Here is a 16,754-nt window from a genome sequence, read left to right as displayed (position 1 = left end):
TTCAGGCAGTGTCAGTTCAGGCAGCGCCACCGCAGGAAGCCGCAGTCCAGCCGCCACCCGGCTGTCCCGCGCACGACCCCTCGGCGGCCGGGGAGAGCACCGGCCCGGGCGGCGCGGTGCGGATGCACTCGCCGCGCTTCCAGCGGGACCCGGCCGAGCTCTACCGGCTGCTGCGGCGCGAGCACGGCCCGGTCGCGCCGATCCTGCTGGACGACGACATCCCGGCCTGGCTGGTGCTGGGCTACCGCGAGGTCCACTACGTCACCAGCAACTCCGAACTGTTCGCCAGGGACTCGCGGCGCTGGCACGCCTGGGACGCCATCCCGGCCAACTGGCCGCTGATGCCCTACGTCACCTACACCCCCTCGGTGCTGTTCAAGGAGGGGGCCGAGCACCAGCGCCGGGCCGGGGTGATCACCGACGTGCTCTCCGCGGTGGACCAGTTCGAGCTGCACGCCACCAGCGAACGGGTCGCCGACGCGCTGATCGACGACTTCGCCGGCGCCGGGCAGGCCGACCTGATGGCCGACTACGCCGCCCAGGTCCCGCTGCGGGTGGTGGCCGGGCTCTTCGGCCTGGACCTGGACCAGATCTTCCAGCTGGAACGGGACATGGCCGGCTCGCTGGACGAGGGCCCCGGCGCCCTGGACGCCTACATGCGCATCCACGCCACCATGACCGGGCTGCTGGAGAAGGGCCGCAGCGCCCCGGGACCTGATGTTCCGTCACGGATGCTGGCGCACCCGGCCGGGCTGGAGGACGAGGAGATCATCCAGGACATGATCTCGATCATGGCGGCCGGCCAGCAGCCGACGGCCAACTGGATCGGCAACACGCTGCGGCTGATGCTCACCGACGACCGTTTCGCGGTCACCCTGTCCGGCGGCAGGCGCAGCGTCGGCCAGGCGCTCAACGAGGTGCTCTGGGCGGACACCCCGACCCAGAACTTCGTCGGGCGCTGGGCGGCGCGGGACACCCAGCTGGCGGGCGTGCGGATCCGCAAGGGCGACTGCCTGGTGCTGGGGCTCGCGGCGGCCAACACCGACCCGGAGGTGCAGCCGGACTTCAGTGCGGGCTCGGTGGGCAACCAGGCCCATCTGTCCTTCAGCCACGGCGAGCACCGCTGCCCGGTGCCGGCGCCGGAGATGGCCGAGGTGATCGCCCGGGCGGCGGTCGAGGTGCTGCTCGACCGCCTTCCCGACGTGATGCTGACCGTGCCGGCCGAGGAGGTCGAGTGGCGTCCGTCGATCTGGATGCGCGGCCCGGCCACCCTCCCGGTCGAGTTCACCTCGATCTGAGCGGGCGGCCGGATCCGGACGCTCAGCCCTTCGGCGTGAAGGTGACCCGGAGCGAGGCCGGGCCCCGGGTGAACAGTCCCTGCTCCTCGGCCGTCTCGCCCTCGGCCAGGGCCAGATCGGGCAGGGCGTCCAGGAGTTGGTTGACGCCCACCTCGATCTCGGCCTTGGCCAGCAGCGCGCCGACGCAGAAGTGCCGTCCCAGCGCGAAGGCGAGGTGGTCGGCGGCGGCCGAGAAGGCGTTGGCCGTGGTCAGGTCCTGGCGGAAGACGTCGAAGCGGTCCGCGTCCGCGTACCGCTCGCCGTCCCGGTTGGCGGAGCCGATCAGGCAGGTCACCGTCTTGCCCGCGGCCACCGTGCCACCGCTCAGCTCCACGTCGGCCGAGGGCTGACGCATGATCATGTGCACCGGCGGGGTGAACCGCAGGGTCTCCGCGAAGGCGGCCGGGACCAGCTCCCGGTCGGCCCGCACCGCGGCCAGCTGGTCCGGGTTGGCCAGCAGGTTGCGGAAGACCCCGGCTATCGCCTTGTCCGTGGTCTCGCCGCCGGCCGCCAGCAGCAGGCTGACGAACGCCTTGATGTCCTCGTCGCTCATGGTGGTGCCGTCGATCTCCGCCGTGCACAGGGCGGAGAGCAGGTCGTCGCCCGGGTTCGCACGGCGCTCCTGGATGACGGGGATCATGTAGGCGGCGAGTTCCTCGCGGGTGCGCAGCCCCGCGGCGGTGACCTCGGGGTCCTGGGTGAGGTTGCCGAGGAAGCCGATGATCGAGGTGTACCAGCCGTGGAAGCGGGCGTGGTCCTCGCGCGGCAGGCCGAGCATGTCGACGATCACGTTGATCGGGAACCAGGTCGCGAACTGGGCCACCAGGTCGGCGCTGCCGTCGGCCGCGAAGGCCTCGATCAGCTCCCTGGCGTTGCGCTCGATCACCGGCAGGAACTTCTCCTGCAGCTCCTTGCCGCGGAAGGCCGGGGCCACCAGCGCCCGGCGCACCGAGTGCTCCCGCCCGCCCATCTGCAGGATGGTCCTGCCGTGCACCGGCTCCAGCTGCCAGTCGTAGTTGTCGCTGGTGAACACCGGGTCCTTGAAGGCCTTCTCGACGTCCGCGTACCGGGAGACGATGTAGCTCTGCATGCCCTCGTGCCAGATCAGCGGGTACTGCTCGCGCATGACGCGGTAGGACGCGTACGGGTCGGCGGCGAAGGCCGGGGACAGGATGTCCGGTGCCTGCTGGGCAGTTGTCACGTCATGCTCCTCGATCAGTGGTCAACTGATCGAACAGACTACTGATCTGACGTTTCCACGGGTCCTGTCGCCCGGCCGCTCTGAGCCTGCTTTCAGCCAATCCGGTCCGGCTACGCCTGGTCCGCCGCAACGGCGTTGGGCGCGGGCGGGTGGGTCAGCATGTGCGCGCCCGCCGCGATGGCACCGCCCACCAGCGGGGCCACGATGAACAGCCACAGCTGCGACAGGGCCGCGCCGCCGGCGAAGATCGCCGGGCCCAGGCTGCGGGCCGGATTGACCGAGGTGCCGGTCAGCGGGATGCCGATGAGGTGGATGACGGCCAGTGAGAAGCCGATCGGCAGCCCGGCGAAGCCGGTCAGCGCCAGCTTGTGGGTGGCCGAGAGGACCACGAACACCAGCAGGAAGGTCAGCAGCACCTCCGCCAGGAACGCGCCGCCCATGTCGATGTGCACCTCGGAGCGCGCGCCCCAGCCGTTGCTGCCCATCTTGCCGTGGGTCCGCAGCCCGGGGACGTTCTTGGCCAGCCAGAACACCAGCGCGGCACCGGCGATCCCGCCGAGGAACTGGGCCACCCAGTAGGAGACCGCGGTGCGCACGTCGATCCGCTTGGCCAGCAGGAAGCCCAGGGTGACCGCCGGGTTCACATGGCAGCCGGAGATGGGGCCGAGCGAGTAGGCCAGCGCCAGCAGGGCGAACCCGAACGCCAGCGCCACACCGAGATTCCCGATCCACGCGCCGGCAAGGACGGCGGCTCCGACGCCCATCAGTACCAGCAGCGCGGTGCCCAAGAACTCGCAGATGATCGGTCGCCTGTCCATCGTTCCCTCCTTCGACCCTGCCCGGGGCGAACAGGGCGATACAGGACGATCATCAGGTACGGATCATCAAGCCGCATCTCAGGACGGACCCTGGCAAATCGGCTTTCGCCGCGCCGCCCGGCGGCTCCGCCCCTAGCCTGGCCTTGACCAGCTGGAAGGAGCCGTGATGGGCGTCGCGCCGGTGTCCCCGCGTCGGCTGGGCGACCTCGGCCGCCGGGAGCGGCGGCGGGCGATGGCGGCCAGCACCATCCGCTGCCTGCTCACCACCGCGGTGGTGGTGCTGGTCTACTACCTCCTCCCGCTCGACGGAGCGCCCGGGGACACCGGCGCCGTGGTCCGGCTGGTGCTGGGGGCGCTGGTCTTCGTCGTGGTGATGGGGCTGGAGCTGCACCGGATCCTCACCGCCCAACTGCCGCAGCTGCGCGCGGTCGAGGCCATGGCCGTGTCGCTGCCGCTGTTCGTGGTGGTGTTCGCCACCGCCTACGTGTCGCTGTCCAACGCCAGCCCCGCCGACTTCAGCGAGCGGCTGAACCGCACCGCGGGCCTGTACTTCGCCGTCGTCACCCTGGGCACCGTGGGCTACGGCGACATCGTGCCGAGGAGCGACGTGGCCCGTATCCTGGTCAGCCTGCAGATCCTGGTCGACCTGGCCTATGTCGCGCTGTTCCTGCGCTTCCTGGTCACCGTCACCCGGTTCAGCCTGCACCGCGGCGACACCTGAGGCGCCCCGGGATGTGGCATTCTCTGCTGCCATGACCGAAGCCGTGGACCGCGAACCGCCCGACGACGCACTGGAGGCGAGGGCGGTCGCCGCCGAACGGCTGACCTTCTTCAGCGACGCGGTGATCGCCATCGCGCTCACCCTGCTGGCGCTGGAGCTGCCGCTCCCTGAGGGGAGCACCAACTCCGCGCTGCTGCACGCGGCGTTCAAGGACCGGGAGGGGTACCTGGCGTTCGTCATCAGTTTCCTGGTGATCGGCTCGCACTGGCGCTCGCACCACACCCTGTTCCGCTACGTCACCGGGTTGAACCGGCGGCTGACCAACCTGACCCTGTACTGGCTGCTGATACTGGTGATCACCCCGTTCGCGACCAGGCTGCTCAGCAGCGACGGGGCGTTCCAGGCGCGGTTCTCCTTCTACGCCGCCGTGCAGTGCGCCGGCTGCGTGCTGTTCGTGCTGATGCTCCGGGAGGTCCGGCGCGACGGCCTGCTCCGGGAGGGCACCCCGCCGGAGCTGTTCCCCCGGACGGTCCAGCGGATCACCGTGATGGCGGTCGCCTTCCTGGTGTCGATCCCGGTCTCGTTCGCCGCCGGCCAGTACGCCTACCTGTGCTGGATCCTCGCACCGGCCGCCGGGCGGGCCGTTCACGACTGGAGCCTGCACGACCGGCCGCTCCAGCACCGACTGCGCCGCTGAGCTGCTCCGAGGCTTGCCCCGGACCCCCGGTCCGGTTAGCTTGCGGCGAGGTTCCCGCGCGGAACGCAGCACAAGGCGCAGCAGTGCCGACGAGTGGGACGGCGTCGCATGACAGCTCAGGACAGGGCGCACGTGGATGCGCAGTACGGTCTGCTGACGACCATCGCCGCCGAGGCGGAGGTGTCGCTCAGCACGGTGTCCAAGGTGGTGCACCGGCGCCGCGACGTCGCCGCGAGCACCCGGGCCCGGGTCGAGGAGCTGCTGGCGCGGTACGGCTACGTCCGGGTCTGGGAGCAGGACGCCTCGGCGCCGCGCCAGATCGTCGCGGTCTTCCGGGACCTGTCCGGACCGTTCACGCTGGAGGTCGTGCGCGGGATAGTCGACGCCGCAGGGGCGCTCGGCGTGGACGTGATCACCGGGACGACCAGCCGGCGGTCGATCTCCCAGTGGCTGGAGGAGTGCCTGGCGCTCCGCGCCAAGGGCATGATCATCGTCATCTCCATGCTGACCGAGGAGGACCAGCGCCGCATCGTCGAACAGCAGCTCCCGGTGGTGCTGATCGACCCGCTCAGCTCCCCCACCCTGGACATCCCCAGCATCGGGGTGACCAACTGGAGCGGGGCCAGGGACGCGGTGCAGCATCTGCTGGGGCTCGGGCACACCCGGATCGGCATGGTCGCGGGCCGCTCGCACTCGCTGGCCGGGGCGGCGCGGCTGCACGGCTACCGGGCCGCCCTGGAGGAGGCCGGGATCGCCTACGACCCCGCCATCGTCCGCTCGACCGACTTCGACTTCGACGAGGCGCTGGTCGCCAGCCTGCAGGTGATGGCCTCCACGGAGCCGCCCACGGCCTTCTTCGCGGCCAGTGATGCGCAGGCCCTGGGCGTGCTGGAGGCGGCCCGGCAGTACGGCCTGAGCGTCCCCAGGGACCTGGCGGTGATGTCCTTCGACGACACCCTGGTGGCCGCCATGGCCTGTCCCCCGCTGAGCGCGGTGCGGCAGCCCTTCGAGGAGCTGGGACACGAGGCCACCCGGGTGCTGCTGCAGCTGGCCGAGGGCCGTCCACCGGCCTCGCTGCGGGTCGAGCTGGCCACCGAACTGGTGCTGCGGACGTCCACCGCGACCCCCCGCCACCTCGCCCGGAAGTAACGGAACCCTTCCGAAAGTCTTTCGATTCGCACCGCCCGGCGACCCCGATCCGCCGTAAAGACCGCATGCGGAGTGCGTGCATGGCCGCCACCCACCGGCCCGACCGCCGAAAGTCTTTCGAAACCAAGAGCGTCCACTTTATTGCCGCCCCCGAATCTCGGCGCCTAACGTGACAACCCGCCGCTCCCCCACTGAGCGCGCACCAGGTCGTCCCACCGCCCACCGGGTGACAGCGAACCCCGGCGGGGCACCTCTCGGAGTCGAAAGAAGGCGTTCAATGAAGAACATCACCGCATCCAGAAAGCGGGCCTGCATCACCCTGGCGGTCAGCGCTGCGCTCGTGGTCACGGCGGCGGGCTGCGGATCGTCCTCCAGCACGGCCAAGTCCTCCACCGGCAGCGCCTCGCTCTGGATGCTCCAGGACCCCACCAACTCGGTGAGCCAGTCCGCCGTCGACGCCTACAACACCACCGGGCCCGGCAAGGTCAGCATGAACGTCATCGCCACCGACGGGTACAAGGACAAGCTCCGTACCGCGATGGGCTCCTCGGCGATGCCCGGGATCTTCTTCAACTGGGGCGGCGGCAGCCTCAGCGACTACGTCAAGGCCGGGAAGCTGGTCACCCTCGACTCGGACCTGATCTCCCACTTCCTCCCGTCCGCGCTGCAGGCCGGAACGGTCGACGGCAAGCTGGTCGGGGTCCCGAGCCGCGGCACCCAGCCGGTCTTCCTCTTCTACAACAAGAAGGTCTTCACCGACGCCGGCGTGACGCCCCCCAAGACCTGGACCGACCTGGTCAACCTGGTCCCGGTGTTCAAGGCCAAGGGCATCACCCCGTTCGCCGTCGCGGGCACCGCCACCGACTCGTGGACCGAGCTGATGTGGATCGAGTACCTGGTCGACCGCCTCGCCGGCCCCGACCTCTTCAGCAAGATCGCGGCCGGCGACTGGAACCTGTGGAGCGACCCCGCCATCCTCAAGACCGCGCAGATGGTCAAGCAGCTGGTGGACAGCGGCGCCTTCGGCAGCAACTTCGCCTCGGTCAGCTACGGCGCCGGCGGCACCTCGACCCTGCTGGACAAGGGCAAGGCCGCCATGGTCCTGATGGGGTCCTGGGAGTACGCCACCCAGCAGGCCGCCGACGCGACCTTCGCCAAGTCCGGGCTGGGCTACGTTCCGTTCCCGTCCGTCGAGGGCGGCAAGGGCAACCCGGCCGATGTGGTCGGCAACCCGACCAACTACCTCTCGGTGACCACCTCCGCTCCCAGCCAGACCGCAGAGGCGTTCCTCAAGACCACCTACAGCGACAGCTACGTCGCGGGCCTGGTCGCCAAGGGCGAGGTCCCGGTCACCACCAACGCCAAGGCCGCGCTGGCCAAGGCACCGGACCCGACCTACGCCATGTTCCAGTACAACCTGGTGGCGAACGCCCCCTCGTTCACCCAGTCCTGGGACCAGGCCCTCGGCCTGACCCTGGGCACGCCGCTGCTCACCGTGATCCAGAAGCTGTTCAACGGCCAGGACACCCCTGAGCAGTTCGTCAGCGGCGTGCTGGCGATCAAGCACTAGAAAGGCAAGGCACGTGGTCTCCGTTACGAGTTCCCGGCGTACGAGTTCCCGGCGACATCGGAGCGGTGAGGTGCGCTCGGCCGCTGCCGATCTGGCGCGGCCGGGCGCGGCCTGGGCGGTTCCCGGGCTGGTCTTCTTCTGCCTCTTCGCACTGGTGCCGATGGTGGGAGTGGTCTACCTCTCCCTCACCAGCTGGGACGGGCTCAGCGATCCGCAGTTCACCGGACTGCAGAACTGGTCCCGGTTCCTGGGCGACGGCCAGATGTGGCAGGACACCGTCGTCACGGCGGTGCTGCTGGTGGGCAACATCGTGGTGCAGGCGCCGATCAGCATCCTGTTGGGGGTCTGGTCGGCCGGCAAGCAGCGCAACCGCGCGGTGCTGTCGGCGATCTTCTTCCTGCCGCTGCTGTTCTCCACCGCGGCCACCGCGGTGATGTGGCGGCAGCTGCTGGACCCCAACTTCGGCATCCCGGCCAAGCTGTCCGGCCTCATCGGGGACACCAACCTGCTCGGCAGCCAGAGCGGCGCGGTCGCCTGCCTGGTCCTGGTGACCAGCTGGCAGTTCATCCCCTTCCACACCCTGCTCTACCAGGGCGCCGCCCGCACCGTCCCGGAGACCCTGTACCAGGCAGCGGCGATCGACGGGGCCGGAAGGGTGCGGCAGTTCTTCGCCATCACCCTTCCGCAGCTCCGCAACACCATCGTGACCTCGACCATCTTCATGGTGGTCGGCGGCCTCACCGCGTTTGACATCGTGCTGCTGCTCACCGACGGAGGGCCCGGTACAGACACCTCGATCCTGCCCTTCGCCATGTACCAGACCGGGTTCCAGACCTACGACTACGGATACGCCAGCGTGATCGCCAGCTTCCTGCTGCTGCTCGCCACCGGCGCCTCCTTCGTGATGGTGAAGCTCAGCGGCTACGACAAGATGACCAGCACCCTGGAGGGAATGTGAGAAGCCGCCCGAACTACCTGGCCGGCATCGCCGCGTTCGCCTGGCTGCTGATCATCGGCACCCCGCTCTACGCGCTGGTCAACAGCTCGTTGGAGTCGCAGTCCCAGTACAGCGACCGGGGGCCGCTGTCGCTCCCCTCCGGGATCACCTTCCACAACTTCGCCACCGTGGTGGACAGCGGATTCCTCGGCTACCTGTGGAACACCATCCTGGTCGCGGCCGCCACCGTCGCCATCGTGCTGCTGCTCGCCGTGCCGATCAGCTACGCCGTGGTGCGCGGGCGCAGCTGGCTCACCCGGGGCGTGTTCCGGCTGTTCCTGCTGGGCCTGGCGATCCCGGCCCAGGCCGTGATCATCCCGCTGTTCCTGATCATCAACCGGCTCGGCTTCTACGACACCCTGTGGGGCGTCATCCTGCCCACCGCGGCCTTCTCACTGCCGGTGAGCGTGCTGGTGATCAGCGGCGGCATGCGGGAGATCTCGGTCTCGCTCTACGAGGCCATGGCGCTGGACGGCGCCCGGCCCGCCCGGATCCTGTGGGACCTGGTGGTCCCGCTGTCGCGGTCCAGCATCGCCAGCGCCTCGGTGTTCGCGGCGCTGCAGGCGTGGAACGGCTTCCTGTTCCCGCTGATCATGACGCAGTCCAACTCCAACAAGCTGGTCACCCTCGGCCTGTACAACTTCGTCTCCTCGTACGGAGCCGACATCCCGGCCCTGCTGGCCGCGGTGCTGATGTCCGCGATCCCGATCCTCCTCGTCTACCTCTTCGCCCGCAGGGCCCTGGTGGCGGGACTCATGGGAGCCGGCGGCAAGTGATGAGGGGCCGGGGAATCCCCCCGGCCCTCAGCGCGCAACGCCCTTGCCTGCCCCGCACCCTGCTCGCTCTCCCCTTCTTGCCCGCGCGGGCCGCCTTTGGCATGCGCAGAAACGGACCTGTCTTGACGATCAGCGATGAGCGCCCCACGACCGGGCCCTGGAACGACCCCGCCCTTCCGGCACCCGTCCGCGCCAAGGCCCTGCTCGACTCCATGACCATCTCCGAGAAGGCCCGCCAGCTCGGCAGCTCCTGGCCGGGGCACGACGACGGCGGCGACGTCGCCCCGATGCAGGAGACCTTCCGGGACGCCGAGTCCTTCGAGGAGGCCCTCGTCGACGGCCTCGGGCAGCTGACCCGGGTCTTCGGCACCGGGCCGGTCAGCCCCGAGGCCGGCCGCGAGCGCCTGGCCGGGCTGCAGGCCCAGGTGGTGGCCGCCAACCGGTTCGGCATCCCGGCCGTCGCCCACGAGGAGTGCCTGACCGGGTTCACCACCTGGCAGGCCACCGTCTACCCGACCGCGCTGGCCTGGGCCGCCACCTGGAACCCCGAGCTGGTCCGGGCGATGGCCGCGGCCATCGGCTCGGACATGGCCGCCGTCGGCATCCACCAGGGCCTGTCCCCGGTCCTGGACGTGGTGCGCGACTACCGCTGGGGACGGGTCGAGGAGACCCTCGGCGAGGACCCCTACCTGGTCTCCGAGCTGGGCCTGGCCTACGTCCAGGGGCTGCAGTCGGCCGGGGTGGTCGCCACGCTGAAGCACTTCGCCGGCTACTCCACCTCCAGGGCCGCCCGCAACCACGCGCCGGCCGCCCTCGGCCCGCGGGAGTTCGCCGACGTCATCCTGCCGCCCTTCGAGAAGTCGGTGGTGCACGGCCGGGTCGGCTCGGTGATGAACGCCTACAACGACGTCGACGGCGTCCCCTGCGCCGCCAACGAGCGGCTGCTCACCGGTCTGCTCCGGGACACCTGGGGCTTCACCGGGACGGTGGTGTCCGACTACTGGTCGATCGCCTTCCTCGCCTCGATGCACCACATGGCCGACGGCATACCCGACGCGGCGCACCTCGCGCTGGCGGCGGGCCTGGACGTGGAGCTGCCGCACACCTCCGGCTACGGCGACCCGCTGCGGGCGATGGTGGAGGACGGCCGCGTTCCGGTCGAACTCCTGGACCGGGCCGTGCTGCGGGTGCTGACCCAGAAGGCCGAACTGGGCCTGCTCGACCCCGACTGGCACCCCGGGCAGTACACCGCGCCCGCGGACTTCGACTCGCCGGGCAACCGGGACATCGCCCGCCGGCTGGCGGAGGAGTCCGTGGTGCTGCTCGCCAACGGCTCCGGCCTGCTGCCGCTGGGCGGCCCGCTCGCCGACGCCCCGGCCGGCCCGCGGTCCATCGCGGTGGTCGGGCCCGCCGCCGACGACGCCCAGTGCCTGTTCGGCTGCTACTCCTTCCCCAACCACGTGCTGCCGCACCACCCCGAGCTCCCCCTCGGCGTCGAGGCGCCGACCGTGCTGGACGCGGTCCGGCGCGAGTTCCCGCAGGCGACGGTGGAGCATGTGACCGGCTGCGGGATCACCGGCGACGACCGCAGCGGCATCGAGGCAGCGGTGGCCGCGGCGACGGCCGCGGACCTGACCCTGCTGGTCGTGGGCGACCGCTCGGGCCTGTTCGGCCACGGGACCTCGGGCGAGGGCTGCGACGTCTCCACGCTGCAACTGCCGGGTGTGCAGGACGAGTTGGTGCAGGCCGTGCTGGCCGCCGGCGCCGACCGGACCGTCCTGGTGGTGGTCTCCGGCCGCCCGTACGCGGTCGGCCGCCACGCCGCCGCGGCGGGCGCCACCGTGCAGGCCTTCTTCCCCGGCCAGGAGGGCGCCGCGGCGATCGCCGGCGTGCTCTCCGGACGGGTCAACCCGTCCGGGCACCTGCCGGTGCAGATCCCCGGCGACAGGGCCGGCCAGCCCGGCACCTACCTGGCCGCCGCGCTGGCGCTGAAGAGCGACGGCGTGAGCAACATCGACCCGACCCCGGCCTTCCCCTTCGGGCACGGGCTGTCCTACACCGGCTTCGCCATCACCGACGTCCGGGCCTCCGGGAGCACGATGGCCGTCGACGGCTCGGTGACGGTCAGCGCCACGGTGACCAACACCGGCGACCGGGCCGGCACCGGGGTGCCGCAGCTCTACCTCACCGACCTGGTCGCCACGGTGACCCGCCCGGTCCGGCAGCTGATCGGGTTCACCCGGGTCGACCTGGAGCCGGGCCGGAGCCGGACCGTGCAGTTCGAGGTCCACGCCGACCTGACCAGCTTCACCGGCCAGGACCTGCGGCGCCGGGTCGAGCCCGGCCGGATCCTGCTGCGCCTCGGGCAGTCGGCCGCCGACCCCGGCGCGAGCCTGCTGGTCACCCTGGAGGGCGAGACCCGGATCGTCGACCACACCCGGGCCATGAGCGCCCCGGTGACGGTGGATCAGGACTGACGCCCGATCAGGACCGATGTCCCGCGAAGAAGCCCCAGGTCGGATATCCGACCTGGGGCTTCTTCGTGCTGTGCTCTCCTAACGACTACCCACGGCTCCAGATCTGGTTGGTGCTGCCGAGCGGCGTCCACAGCTCCACCGGCGAGCCGTTGGCCGTCGCCGCACCGGTGACATCGATCGCCAGCCCGTTGGAGCGGTTGACGATGGATCCGTTCAGCGTGGTCGACCACTGCTGGCTGGTCTTGCCGTTGCAGGTCCAGAGGATGACCTTGGTGCCCGCGGTGGTGCCGTCACCGTTGGCGGCCAGGCACGAGCCGGAGACCCGGAGCTCGCCGGCGGCGGTCGGGGTGATCTCCTGGTTGGCGTTGCCGGAGCAGTCGTAGATCTGCACCTGCACGCCCAGCGCGCCGTTCGGCACGTCGAGGCAGCGGCCGGAGGCACTGCCGACCAGGGTGTCGGCCACCCCGGTCGTCGTGGCGTCCGCGACCACCTGCCACTCCTGCGAGTAGCCCGCCGCCGCGCTGCTGGAGGTGTCGATCAGCGTGCCCAGGGTGACCGCGCCGCCCGCGGTCGCACCCGTCATATACATGGAGGTGTTGAGCACCGACTGGATCTTGTAGTACCCGTCGCTCTGGGCCACCATGTTCCACTGCTTGTCGCTGGCCCCGTCGTCGACCCACTGGGCCAACTGCTGCCCGGCCGTCGCGGTGCCGGTCCAGATCGCGACGGCGCGGCCGCCCGCCTTGTTGAGCAGGGTGACGCTGCTGCCCTTGGCGGTCAGGTGCCAGCGCTGCGAGGCGTCGGTGGCGTCCGCGGCCCGCGTGATCAGGTCGGCGACGTTCCCGGTCAGGCTGGCGTCCTGGGTCTTTCCGGCGGTGGGGCTGAGCACCTGCCCGGTCAGCCGGTTCACCAGGGTGTCGTAGGTGCCGTCGGAGTGGCCGAGGTCCACCTCGGCGTAGTGCACCGGTCCGACGCTGCCGCCGCTCCAGGCGGCCTGGAGGATGAGGATCCGTCCGGTCCCCTGGACGTACTGGAGGTCTCGGCTGTAGCCGGCCGCCATCGGGGTCTTGTACTCCTTCCAGGTCCCGGTGCTGGCCCCGGACTCGTTCACCCAGACGTCGCCGCTGCCGGCCGCGTTGTAGACGATCCGTCCGTCCGGCATCGCCTCCAGCACCGGACTGCCGCCGGTGGCCAGGGTGTTGCCGCCCGAGGGCACCGGCAGCGCGGTGATCGCGGCGTCGGTGGCCGAGAAGAACTTCAGCGGGTCACTGGAGATCCGGTAGCGGACGTTGGTGCCGCCGCCCCAGTACTCGTAGGTGAGCAGCCACTTGCCGTCGGTGGTGGGGACGATCGTCTCCATGCCCGGACGGCCGCCGCCGATCTCGGTCTTGGTGCTGCTCATGGTCACGGTGCTGCCCGGGACGTCGACCACCGGCGAGCTCCAGGCGTCGGCGCTGACGCCGTCCCAGGTCCGGTGCATCAGCACCTGGCCGCCCGAGTCGGTGGCGGTGGCGTTGTCCGGGTCGATCGTCAGCGCCCCGGTGGTGGCGTTGTAGCCGGTGTAGTCGTCCTCGTCGGAGTAGTAGGCGATCAACTGGCCGTTGTGGGCCATCAGGTAGGGCTCCCAGACCGCGTCGGCCTGGGCGTAGGTGTTGGCGGTGGAGACCCGGCCGAGGTCACCGGCGCTGCCGCCCTGCCAGCCGCCGGCAGCGATGATGTTGACGATGTTCCAGGTCACGCCGTTGTCGGTGCTGTCGTACAGCGCGAGTGCGACGTTCTGCCGGTCGCCGTCGCCGGACGGGGTCCAGGCGGAGTTGGCGGCCTTCTGCTCCTCGTAGTACTGGTCGTCACCCGAGACGATGCTGGCCAGCATCAGCGTGCCGGCGCTCAGCGAGCCGACCGCCTGCGGCAGCACATAGAGGTACGGGTTGGTCCAGTTGCTGGTGTAGGCCGCGTACTTGGAGTCGCTGGAGAGGTAGGCGGGGGCCTTGACGTCGGACAGCTTGGTCCAGGTGGTGCCGTCGTCGTCGCTCGCGTTGATGGGGATCGTCTGCCCCACCGGGGCGGTCTCGCTGTCCTCGAACGCCGACACCAGTCGGCCGTCCGGCAGCTGCGCCGACTTCGGGTAGAGCACACAGGGACTCTTGTTGCAGGCAGCGGAATTGGTCGCCACATACAGGTTGGACGAGACCGGCTGATAGGCCGACGCACTCGTCGCCGAGGCGATGGCGAATACCACGCCGATGCAGAAGGCGGTCGCCGCTGCGACCGCCTTCCGTATCAAATTCTGTACCATTGCGGTTCCTCTGGACGTACGCCTGGCAGCCGTCGGAGCAGGGAAGAACCACTCCGCGGCTGGGTGGGGGAAATCATTCCGGCCCCTCGCCGCCGCCATCGGGTGGAAGGCCGCGCGAATTGCGCTCATTGCGGCGAGGAACCGGTTGGGGACAGTATTGGCGCGCGACGCCGACATGTCACCGGCGCGCATCCGAAAGGCTTTCGAAATCCTGCCGTCACCGGGTGTTGACGGAGCGGCAACACCCGGAAGCGGCTGCGGACGGGGGTCCGCGGCGCGACCGGAACCGATGAGAACCTTCCTCTCGATTTCGAGAACCAGACTGGCTAACATCACTGCATGAAGTTCGCGCTGCGCTTCGACTTCCGCAACCCCGACCTGTCCGGCACCACCATGGCCGACCGCTACGCGGCCGCCGTCGACATGGCCGCCTGGGCCGACCGCCTCGGCTGCACCAGGATCACGGTCTCCGAGCACCACGGCTCGCCGGACGGGTACCTGCCCAGCCCGATCCCGATGCTGGCGGCGATGGCCGCCCGCACCACCGACGTCCGCTTCCTCATCGCCGCGCTGATCGTTCCGTTCCACGACCCGCTGCGGCTGGCCGAGGACCTGATCGTGCTGGACAACCTCAGCCGGGGGCGGGTCGACCTGATCGCCGCCGGCGGTTACGTACGCGAGGAGTTCGCCCTGTTCGACGTCCCGATGGGCGAGCGGGCGGCACGTGTCACCGAGGCGGTGCGCACCCTGAAGGCGGCCTTCACCGGCGAGCCGTTCGACTACCGGGGCCGCACGGTGCGACTGACGCCGGCGCCGTACCGGCCGGGTGGACCGGGCGTCCTGCTGGGCGGCAGCAGCGAGCCGGCCGCGCGGCGGGCCGCCCGCATCGCGGACGGGTTCGTCCCCTCGGTGCCGGAGGTGTGGGAGTTCTACCGGGACGAGGTCCAGCGGCTCGGCCGGCCCGACCCCGGCCCCAGCCCGGTCGGCGAGAACCGCGTGGTGGCGCTCGCCGAGGACCCGGAGAAGGGCTGGGAGCAGATGGCGCGCTTCTTCCTGCACGAGACCAACGCCTACGGCGCCTGGCAGGCCCAGGACGGCGTCGCCGGCCCCTACCGCACCGTCGCCGACGCCGAGGCGCTTCGGGCCACCGGCCGGTACCGGGTGCTGACGCCGGAACAGTTCGTGACCGAGCAGCAGGAGTCGGCGTCCCCGTTCGTGCAGTTCCACCCGCTGTGCGGGGGGATGCCGATCGAGTCGGCCTGGTCGAGCCTGCGGCTGTTCGAGCACGAGGTGCTGCCGGCGTTCGCCGCTGACCGAGGAGGACCCCATGTCTGAGGAACACATGACGGACCGTGATCACGCGCCGGACACCGCCTTCGCCGAGCGCTACGGCCCGTGGGCGCTGGTGGCCGGCGCCTCGGAGGGGGTCGGTGCCGCCTATGCCCGGGCGATGGCCGAACGCGGCGTCCATGTGGTGCTGCTGGCCCGGCGCCAGGCCGTGCTCGACGAGACCGCCGCGGCCATCCGCGCGGACACCGGCGTGCAGACCCGGACCGTCGCCGTCGACCTCTCCCGTGACGGGGCGATGGAGACGATCGTGGCGGCCACCGCCGGGCTCGACATCGGCACGGTGATGTACTGCGCCGGCGCCGACCCCGACTTCCGGCCCTTCCTGGCCGGCCCGGTGGACACCGCGCTGGCCATGGTGCAGCGCAACTGCCTGGTGCCGCTGCAGGTCTGCCACCACTTCGCCGCGCCGATGCAGGCCCGGGGCAGCGGCGCCGTCGTGCTGGTCTCCTCGGCGGCCGGGCTCTACGGCTCCGCCAACATGGTGGCCTACGGCGCCTCCAAGGCCTTTGACACCGTGATGGCCGAGGCGCTCTGGGCGGAGCTGCACGGCGACGGCGTGGACGTCCTGGCCCTGGTGCTGGGGGCCACCGACACCCCCGCGCTGCGTCGGCTGCTGGCCGCCCGAGGCAGCCTCCGCGCCCCGGACGACGCCGCCCTGCCCCCCGTCCCGATCCCCGGCGCGATGACCCCGGAGGAGGTGGTGGCCGAGGCGATCGCCAACCTGTCCAACGGCCCGACCTGGTTCGCCGGCAGCCGTCTTCGGGAAAGCGCCCGGCAGTTGGGGGCGCTCACCCGCAGCGACGCGGTCAGGGCGATGCTGCGGCACAGCAGCGGCGGGGTGATGGCCGGGGGTTCCCGGCGGGAGGCCGCCCGATGACCGTCCACTCCACCGACCGGGAGCTGCAGCAGGACGTGGCCGAGCTGCTGGTGCGCTACGCCACCGGCGTCGACCGGCGCGACTGGGAGCTGTTCCGCAGCTGCTTCACCGACGACTGCCGGGCCGACTACGGCGACATCGGCGCCTGGAGCGACGCCGATTCCTTCACCGCCTGGATGGACCGGGCCCACCGACGGGCCGGCCCCTCGCTGCACCGGGTCACCAACCAGACCGTCACCCGGTCCGGCGACGACGGGACCACCGCCACCGCCCGCTGCTACCTCGACGCCGTCGTCATGACCGCCGACGGCCGGGCCGCCGTGCAGACCGTCGGCTACTGCGACGACGACCTGGTGCGCACCGACGACGGCTGGCGGATCGCCCGCCGCCGCTACACCAGGCTGCTCTCACGGACGGAGCACGGCGCGGACGGTCCCGTGGGGTGACCGTCCGCGCCGTGCCGGAGCAGTGCTCCCGTCGCCTTGCCG

At 70.9% G+C, this 16,754-nt stretch carries 14 protein-coding genes; 11 read left to right on the top strand and 3 right to left on the bottom strand.

Annotated features, from left to right (window positions below):
* The first annotated feature begins 8 nt into the window (after positions 1-8).
* Positions 9-1,298, top strand: a complete 1,290-nt coding sequence (locus tag IF29_RS0114165; protein WP_380523546.1) for a cytochrome P450 — start codon at positions 9-11, stop codon at positions 1,296-1,298.
* A gap of 22 nt (positions 1,299-1,320) precedes the next feature.
* Here the strand turns inward: IF29_RS0114165 and IF29_RS0114160 are convergent, their stop codons facing one another.
* Positions 1,321-2,538 (bottom strand): cytochrome P450, encoded by a 1,218-nt coding sequence (locus IF29_RS0114160; RefSeq protein ID WP_030253992.1) that lies wholly within the window; start codon positions 2,536-2,538, stop codon positions 1,321-1,323.
* Between the two features lie 110 nt (positions 2,539-2,648).
* Positions 2,649-3,356, bottom strand: a complete 708-nt coding sequence (locus IF29_RS0114155; protein ID WP_030253990.1) for an MIP family channel protein — start codon at positions 3,354-3,356, stop codon at positions 2,649-2,651.
* A 166-nt stretch (positions 3,357-3,522) separates the two neighbouring features.
* Between IF29_RS0114155 and IF29_RS0114150 the strand changes: the two genes are divergently transcribed.
* The 7 genes from IF29_RS0114150 (at position 3,523) to IF29_RS0114120 (ending at position 11,743) form a co-directional block, all read left to right on the top strand.
* A complete protein-coding gene (locus IF29_RS0114150; protein ID WP_051725289.1) occupies positions 3,523-4,077 on the top strand; it encodes a potassium channel family protein in 555 nt (184 codons plus the stop codon).
* A gap of 31 nt (positions 4,078-4,108) precedes the next feature.
* Positions 4,109-4,774, top strand: coding sequence for a TMEM175 family protein (locus IF29_RS0114145; RefSeq protein ID WP_063757494.1), 666 nt, complete (start codon positions 4,109-4,111; stop codon positions 4,772-4,774).
* Positions 4,775-4,882: 108 nt separating this feature from the next.
* Complete coding sequence (locus IF29_RS0114140) at positions 4,883-5,923, top strand: LacI family DNA-binding transcriptional regulator (RefSeq protein WP_030253985.1); 1,041 nt, start codon at positions 4,883-4,885, stop codon at positions 5,921-5,923.
* Between the two features lie 277 nt (positions 5,924-6,200).
* Positions 6,201-7,493 carry an ABC transporter substrate-binding protein gene (locus IF29_RS0114135; protein ID WP_084714173.1) on the top strand — a complete coding sequence of 431 codons (1,293 nt, stop codon included), beginning with the start codon at positions 6,201-6,203 and terminating at the stop codon, positions 7,491-7,493.
* A gap of 70 nt (positions 7,494-7,563) precedes the next feature.
* Complete coding sequence (locus tag IF29_RS0114130) at positions 7,564-8,451, top strand: carbohydrate ABC transporter permease (RefSeq protein ID WP_030253981.1); 888 nt, start codon at positions 7,564-7,566, stop codon at positions 8,449-8,451.
* Complete coding sequence (locus IF29_RS0114125; RefSeq protein ID WP_030253979.1) at positions 8,448-9,266, top strand: carbohydrate ABC transporter permease; 819 nt, start codon at positions 8,448-8,450, stop codon at positions 9,264-9,266. The genes IF29_RS0114130 and IF29_RS0114125 overlap by 4 nt, the downstream gene beginning before the upstream one ends.
* A gap of 101 nt (positions 9,267-9,367) precedes the next feature.
* Positions 9,368-11,743: a beta-glucosidase family protein gene (locus tag IF29_RS0114120; RefSeq protein ID WP_051725288.1), complete on the top strand. Its 2,376-nt coding sequence runs from the start codon at positions 9,368-9,370 to the stop codon at positions 11,741-11,743.
* An 85-nt stretch (positions 11,744-11,828) separates the two neighbouring features.
* On the opposite strand, the gene IF29_RS0114115 is transcribed toward IF29_RS0114120, so the two are convergent.
* Complete coding sequence (locus IF29_RS0114115) at positions 11,829-14,039, bottom strand: RICIN domain-containing protein (protein ID WP_037595147.1); 2,211 nt, start codon at positions 14,037-14,039, stop codon at positions 11,829-11,831.
* Positions 14,040-14,378: 339 nt separating this feature from the next.
* On the opposite strand from IF29_RS0114115, the gene IF29_RS0114110 reads away from it, so the two are divergent.
* The 3 genes from IF29_RS0114110 to IF29_RS0114100 are packed head-to-tail and all read left to right on the top strand — an operon-like array spanning position 14,379 to position 16,712.
* Positions 14,379-15,374 carry an LLM class flavin-dependent oxidoreductase gene (locus tag IF29_RS0114110; protein WP_030253974.1) on the top strand — a complete coding sequence of 332 codons (996 nt, stop codon included), beginning with the start codon at positions 14,379-14,381 and terminating at the stop codon, positions 15,372-15,374.
* Positions 15,367-16,266 (top strand): SDR family NAD(P)-dependent oxidoreductase, encoded by a 900-nt coding sequence (locus tag IF29_RS0114105; protein ID WP_232242131.1) that lies wholly within the window; start codon positions 15,367-15,369, stop codon positions 16,264-16,266. The genes IF29_RS0114110 and IF29_RS0114105 overlap by 8 nt, the downstream gene beginning before the upstream one ends.
* Positions 16,263-16,712 carry a nuclear transport factor 2 family protein gene (locus IF29_RS0114100; protein WP_030253970.1) on the top strand — a complete coding sequence of 150 codons (450 nt, stop codon included), beginning with the start codon at positions 16,263-16,265 and terminating at the stop codon, positions 16,710-16,712. The genes IF29_RS0114105 and IF29_RS0114100 overlap by 4 nt, the downstream gene beginning before the upstream one ends.
* Positions 16,713-16,754: the final 42 nt, after the last annotated feature.

The organism is Streptacidiphilus jeojiense, assembly GCF_000719095.1.
GTDB lineage: Bacteria > Actinomycetota > Actinomycetes > Streptomycetales > Streptomycetaceae > Streptacidiphilus > Streptacidiphilus jeojiensis.
The sequence above is the reverse complement of the archived record's forward strand: the minus strand, read 5'-3'. Positions and strand labels throughout refer to the sequence as shown.

Coding starts and splice junctions, on each gene's coding strand:
- IF29_RS0114110 (WP_030253974.1), top strand. CDS start 14,379: ATGAAGTTCGCGCTGCGCTTCGACTTCCGCAACCCCGACCTGTCCGGC.
- IF29_RS0114150 (WP_051725289.1), top strand. CDS start 3,523: ATGGGCGTCGCGCCGGTGTCCCCGCGTCGGCTGGGCGACCTCGGCCGC.
- IF29_RS0114105 (WP_232242131.1), top strand. CDS start 15,367: ATGTCTGAGGAACACATGACGGACCGTGATCACGCGCCGGACACCGCC.
- IF29_RS0114115 (WP_037595147.1), bottom strand. CDS start 14,039: ATGGTACAGAATTTGATACGGAAGGCGGTCGCAGCGGCGACCGCCTTC.
- IF29_RS0114145 (WP_063757494.1), top strand. CDS start 4,109: ATGACCGAAGCCGTGGACCGCGAACCGCCCGACGACGCACTGGAGGCG.
- IF29_RS0114155 (WP_030253990.1), bottom strand. CDS start 3,356: ATGGACAGGCGACCGATCATCTGCGAGTTCTTGGGCACCGCGCTGCTG.
- IF29_RS0114140 (WP_030253985.1), top strand. CDS start 4,883: ATGACAGCTCAGGACAGGGCGCACGTGGATGCGCAGTACGGTCTGCTG.
- IF29_RS0114100 (WP_030253970.1), top strand. CDS start 16,263: ATGACCGTCCACTCCACCGACCGGGAGCTGCAGCAGGACGTGGCCGAG.
- IF29_RS0114120 (WP_051725288.1), top strand. CDS start 9,368: ATGCGCAGAAACGGACCTGTCTTGACGATCAGCGATGAGCGCCCCACG.
- IF29_RS0114135 (WP_084714173.1), top strand. CDS start 6,201: ATGAAGAACATCACCGCATCCAGAAAGCGGGCCTGCATCACCCTGGCG.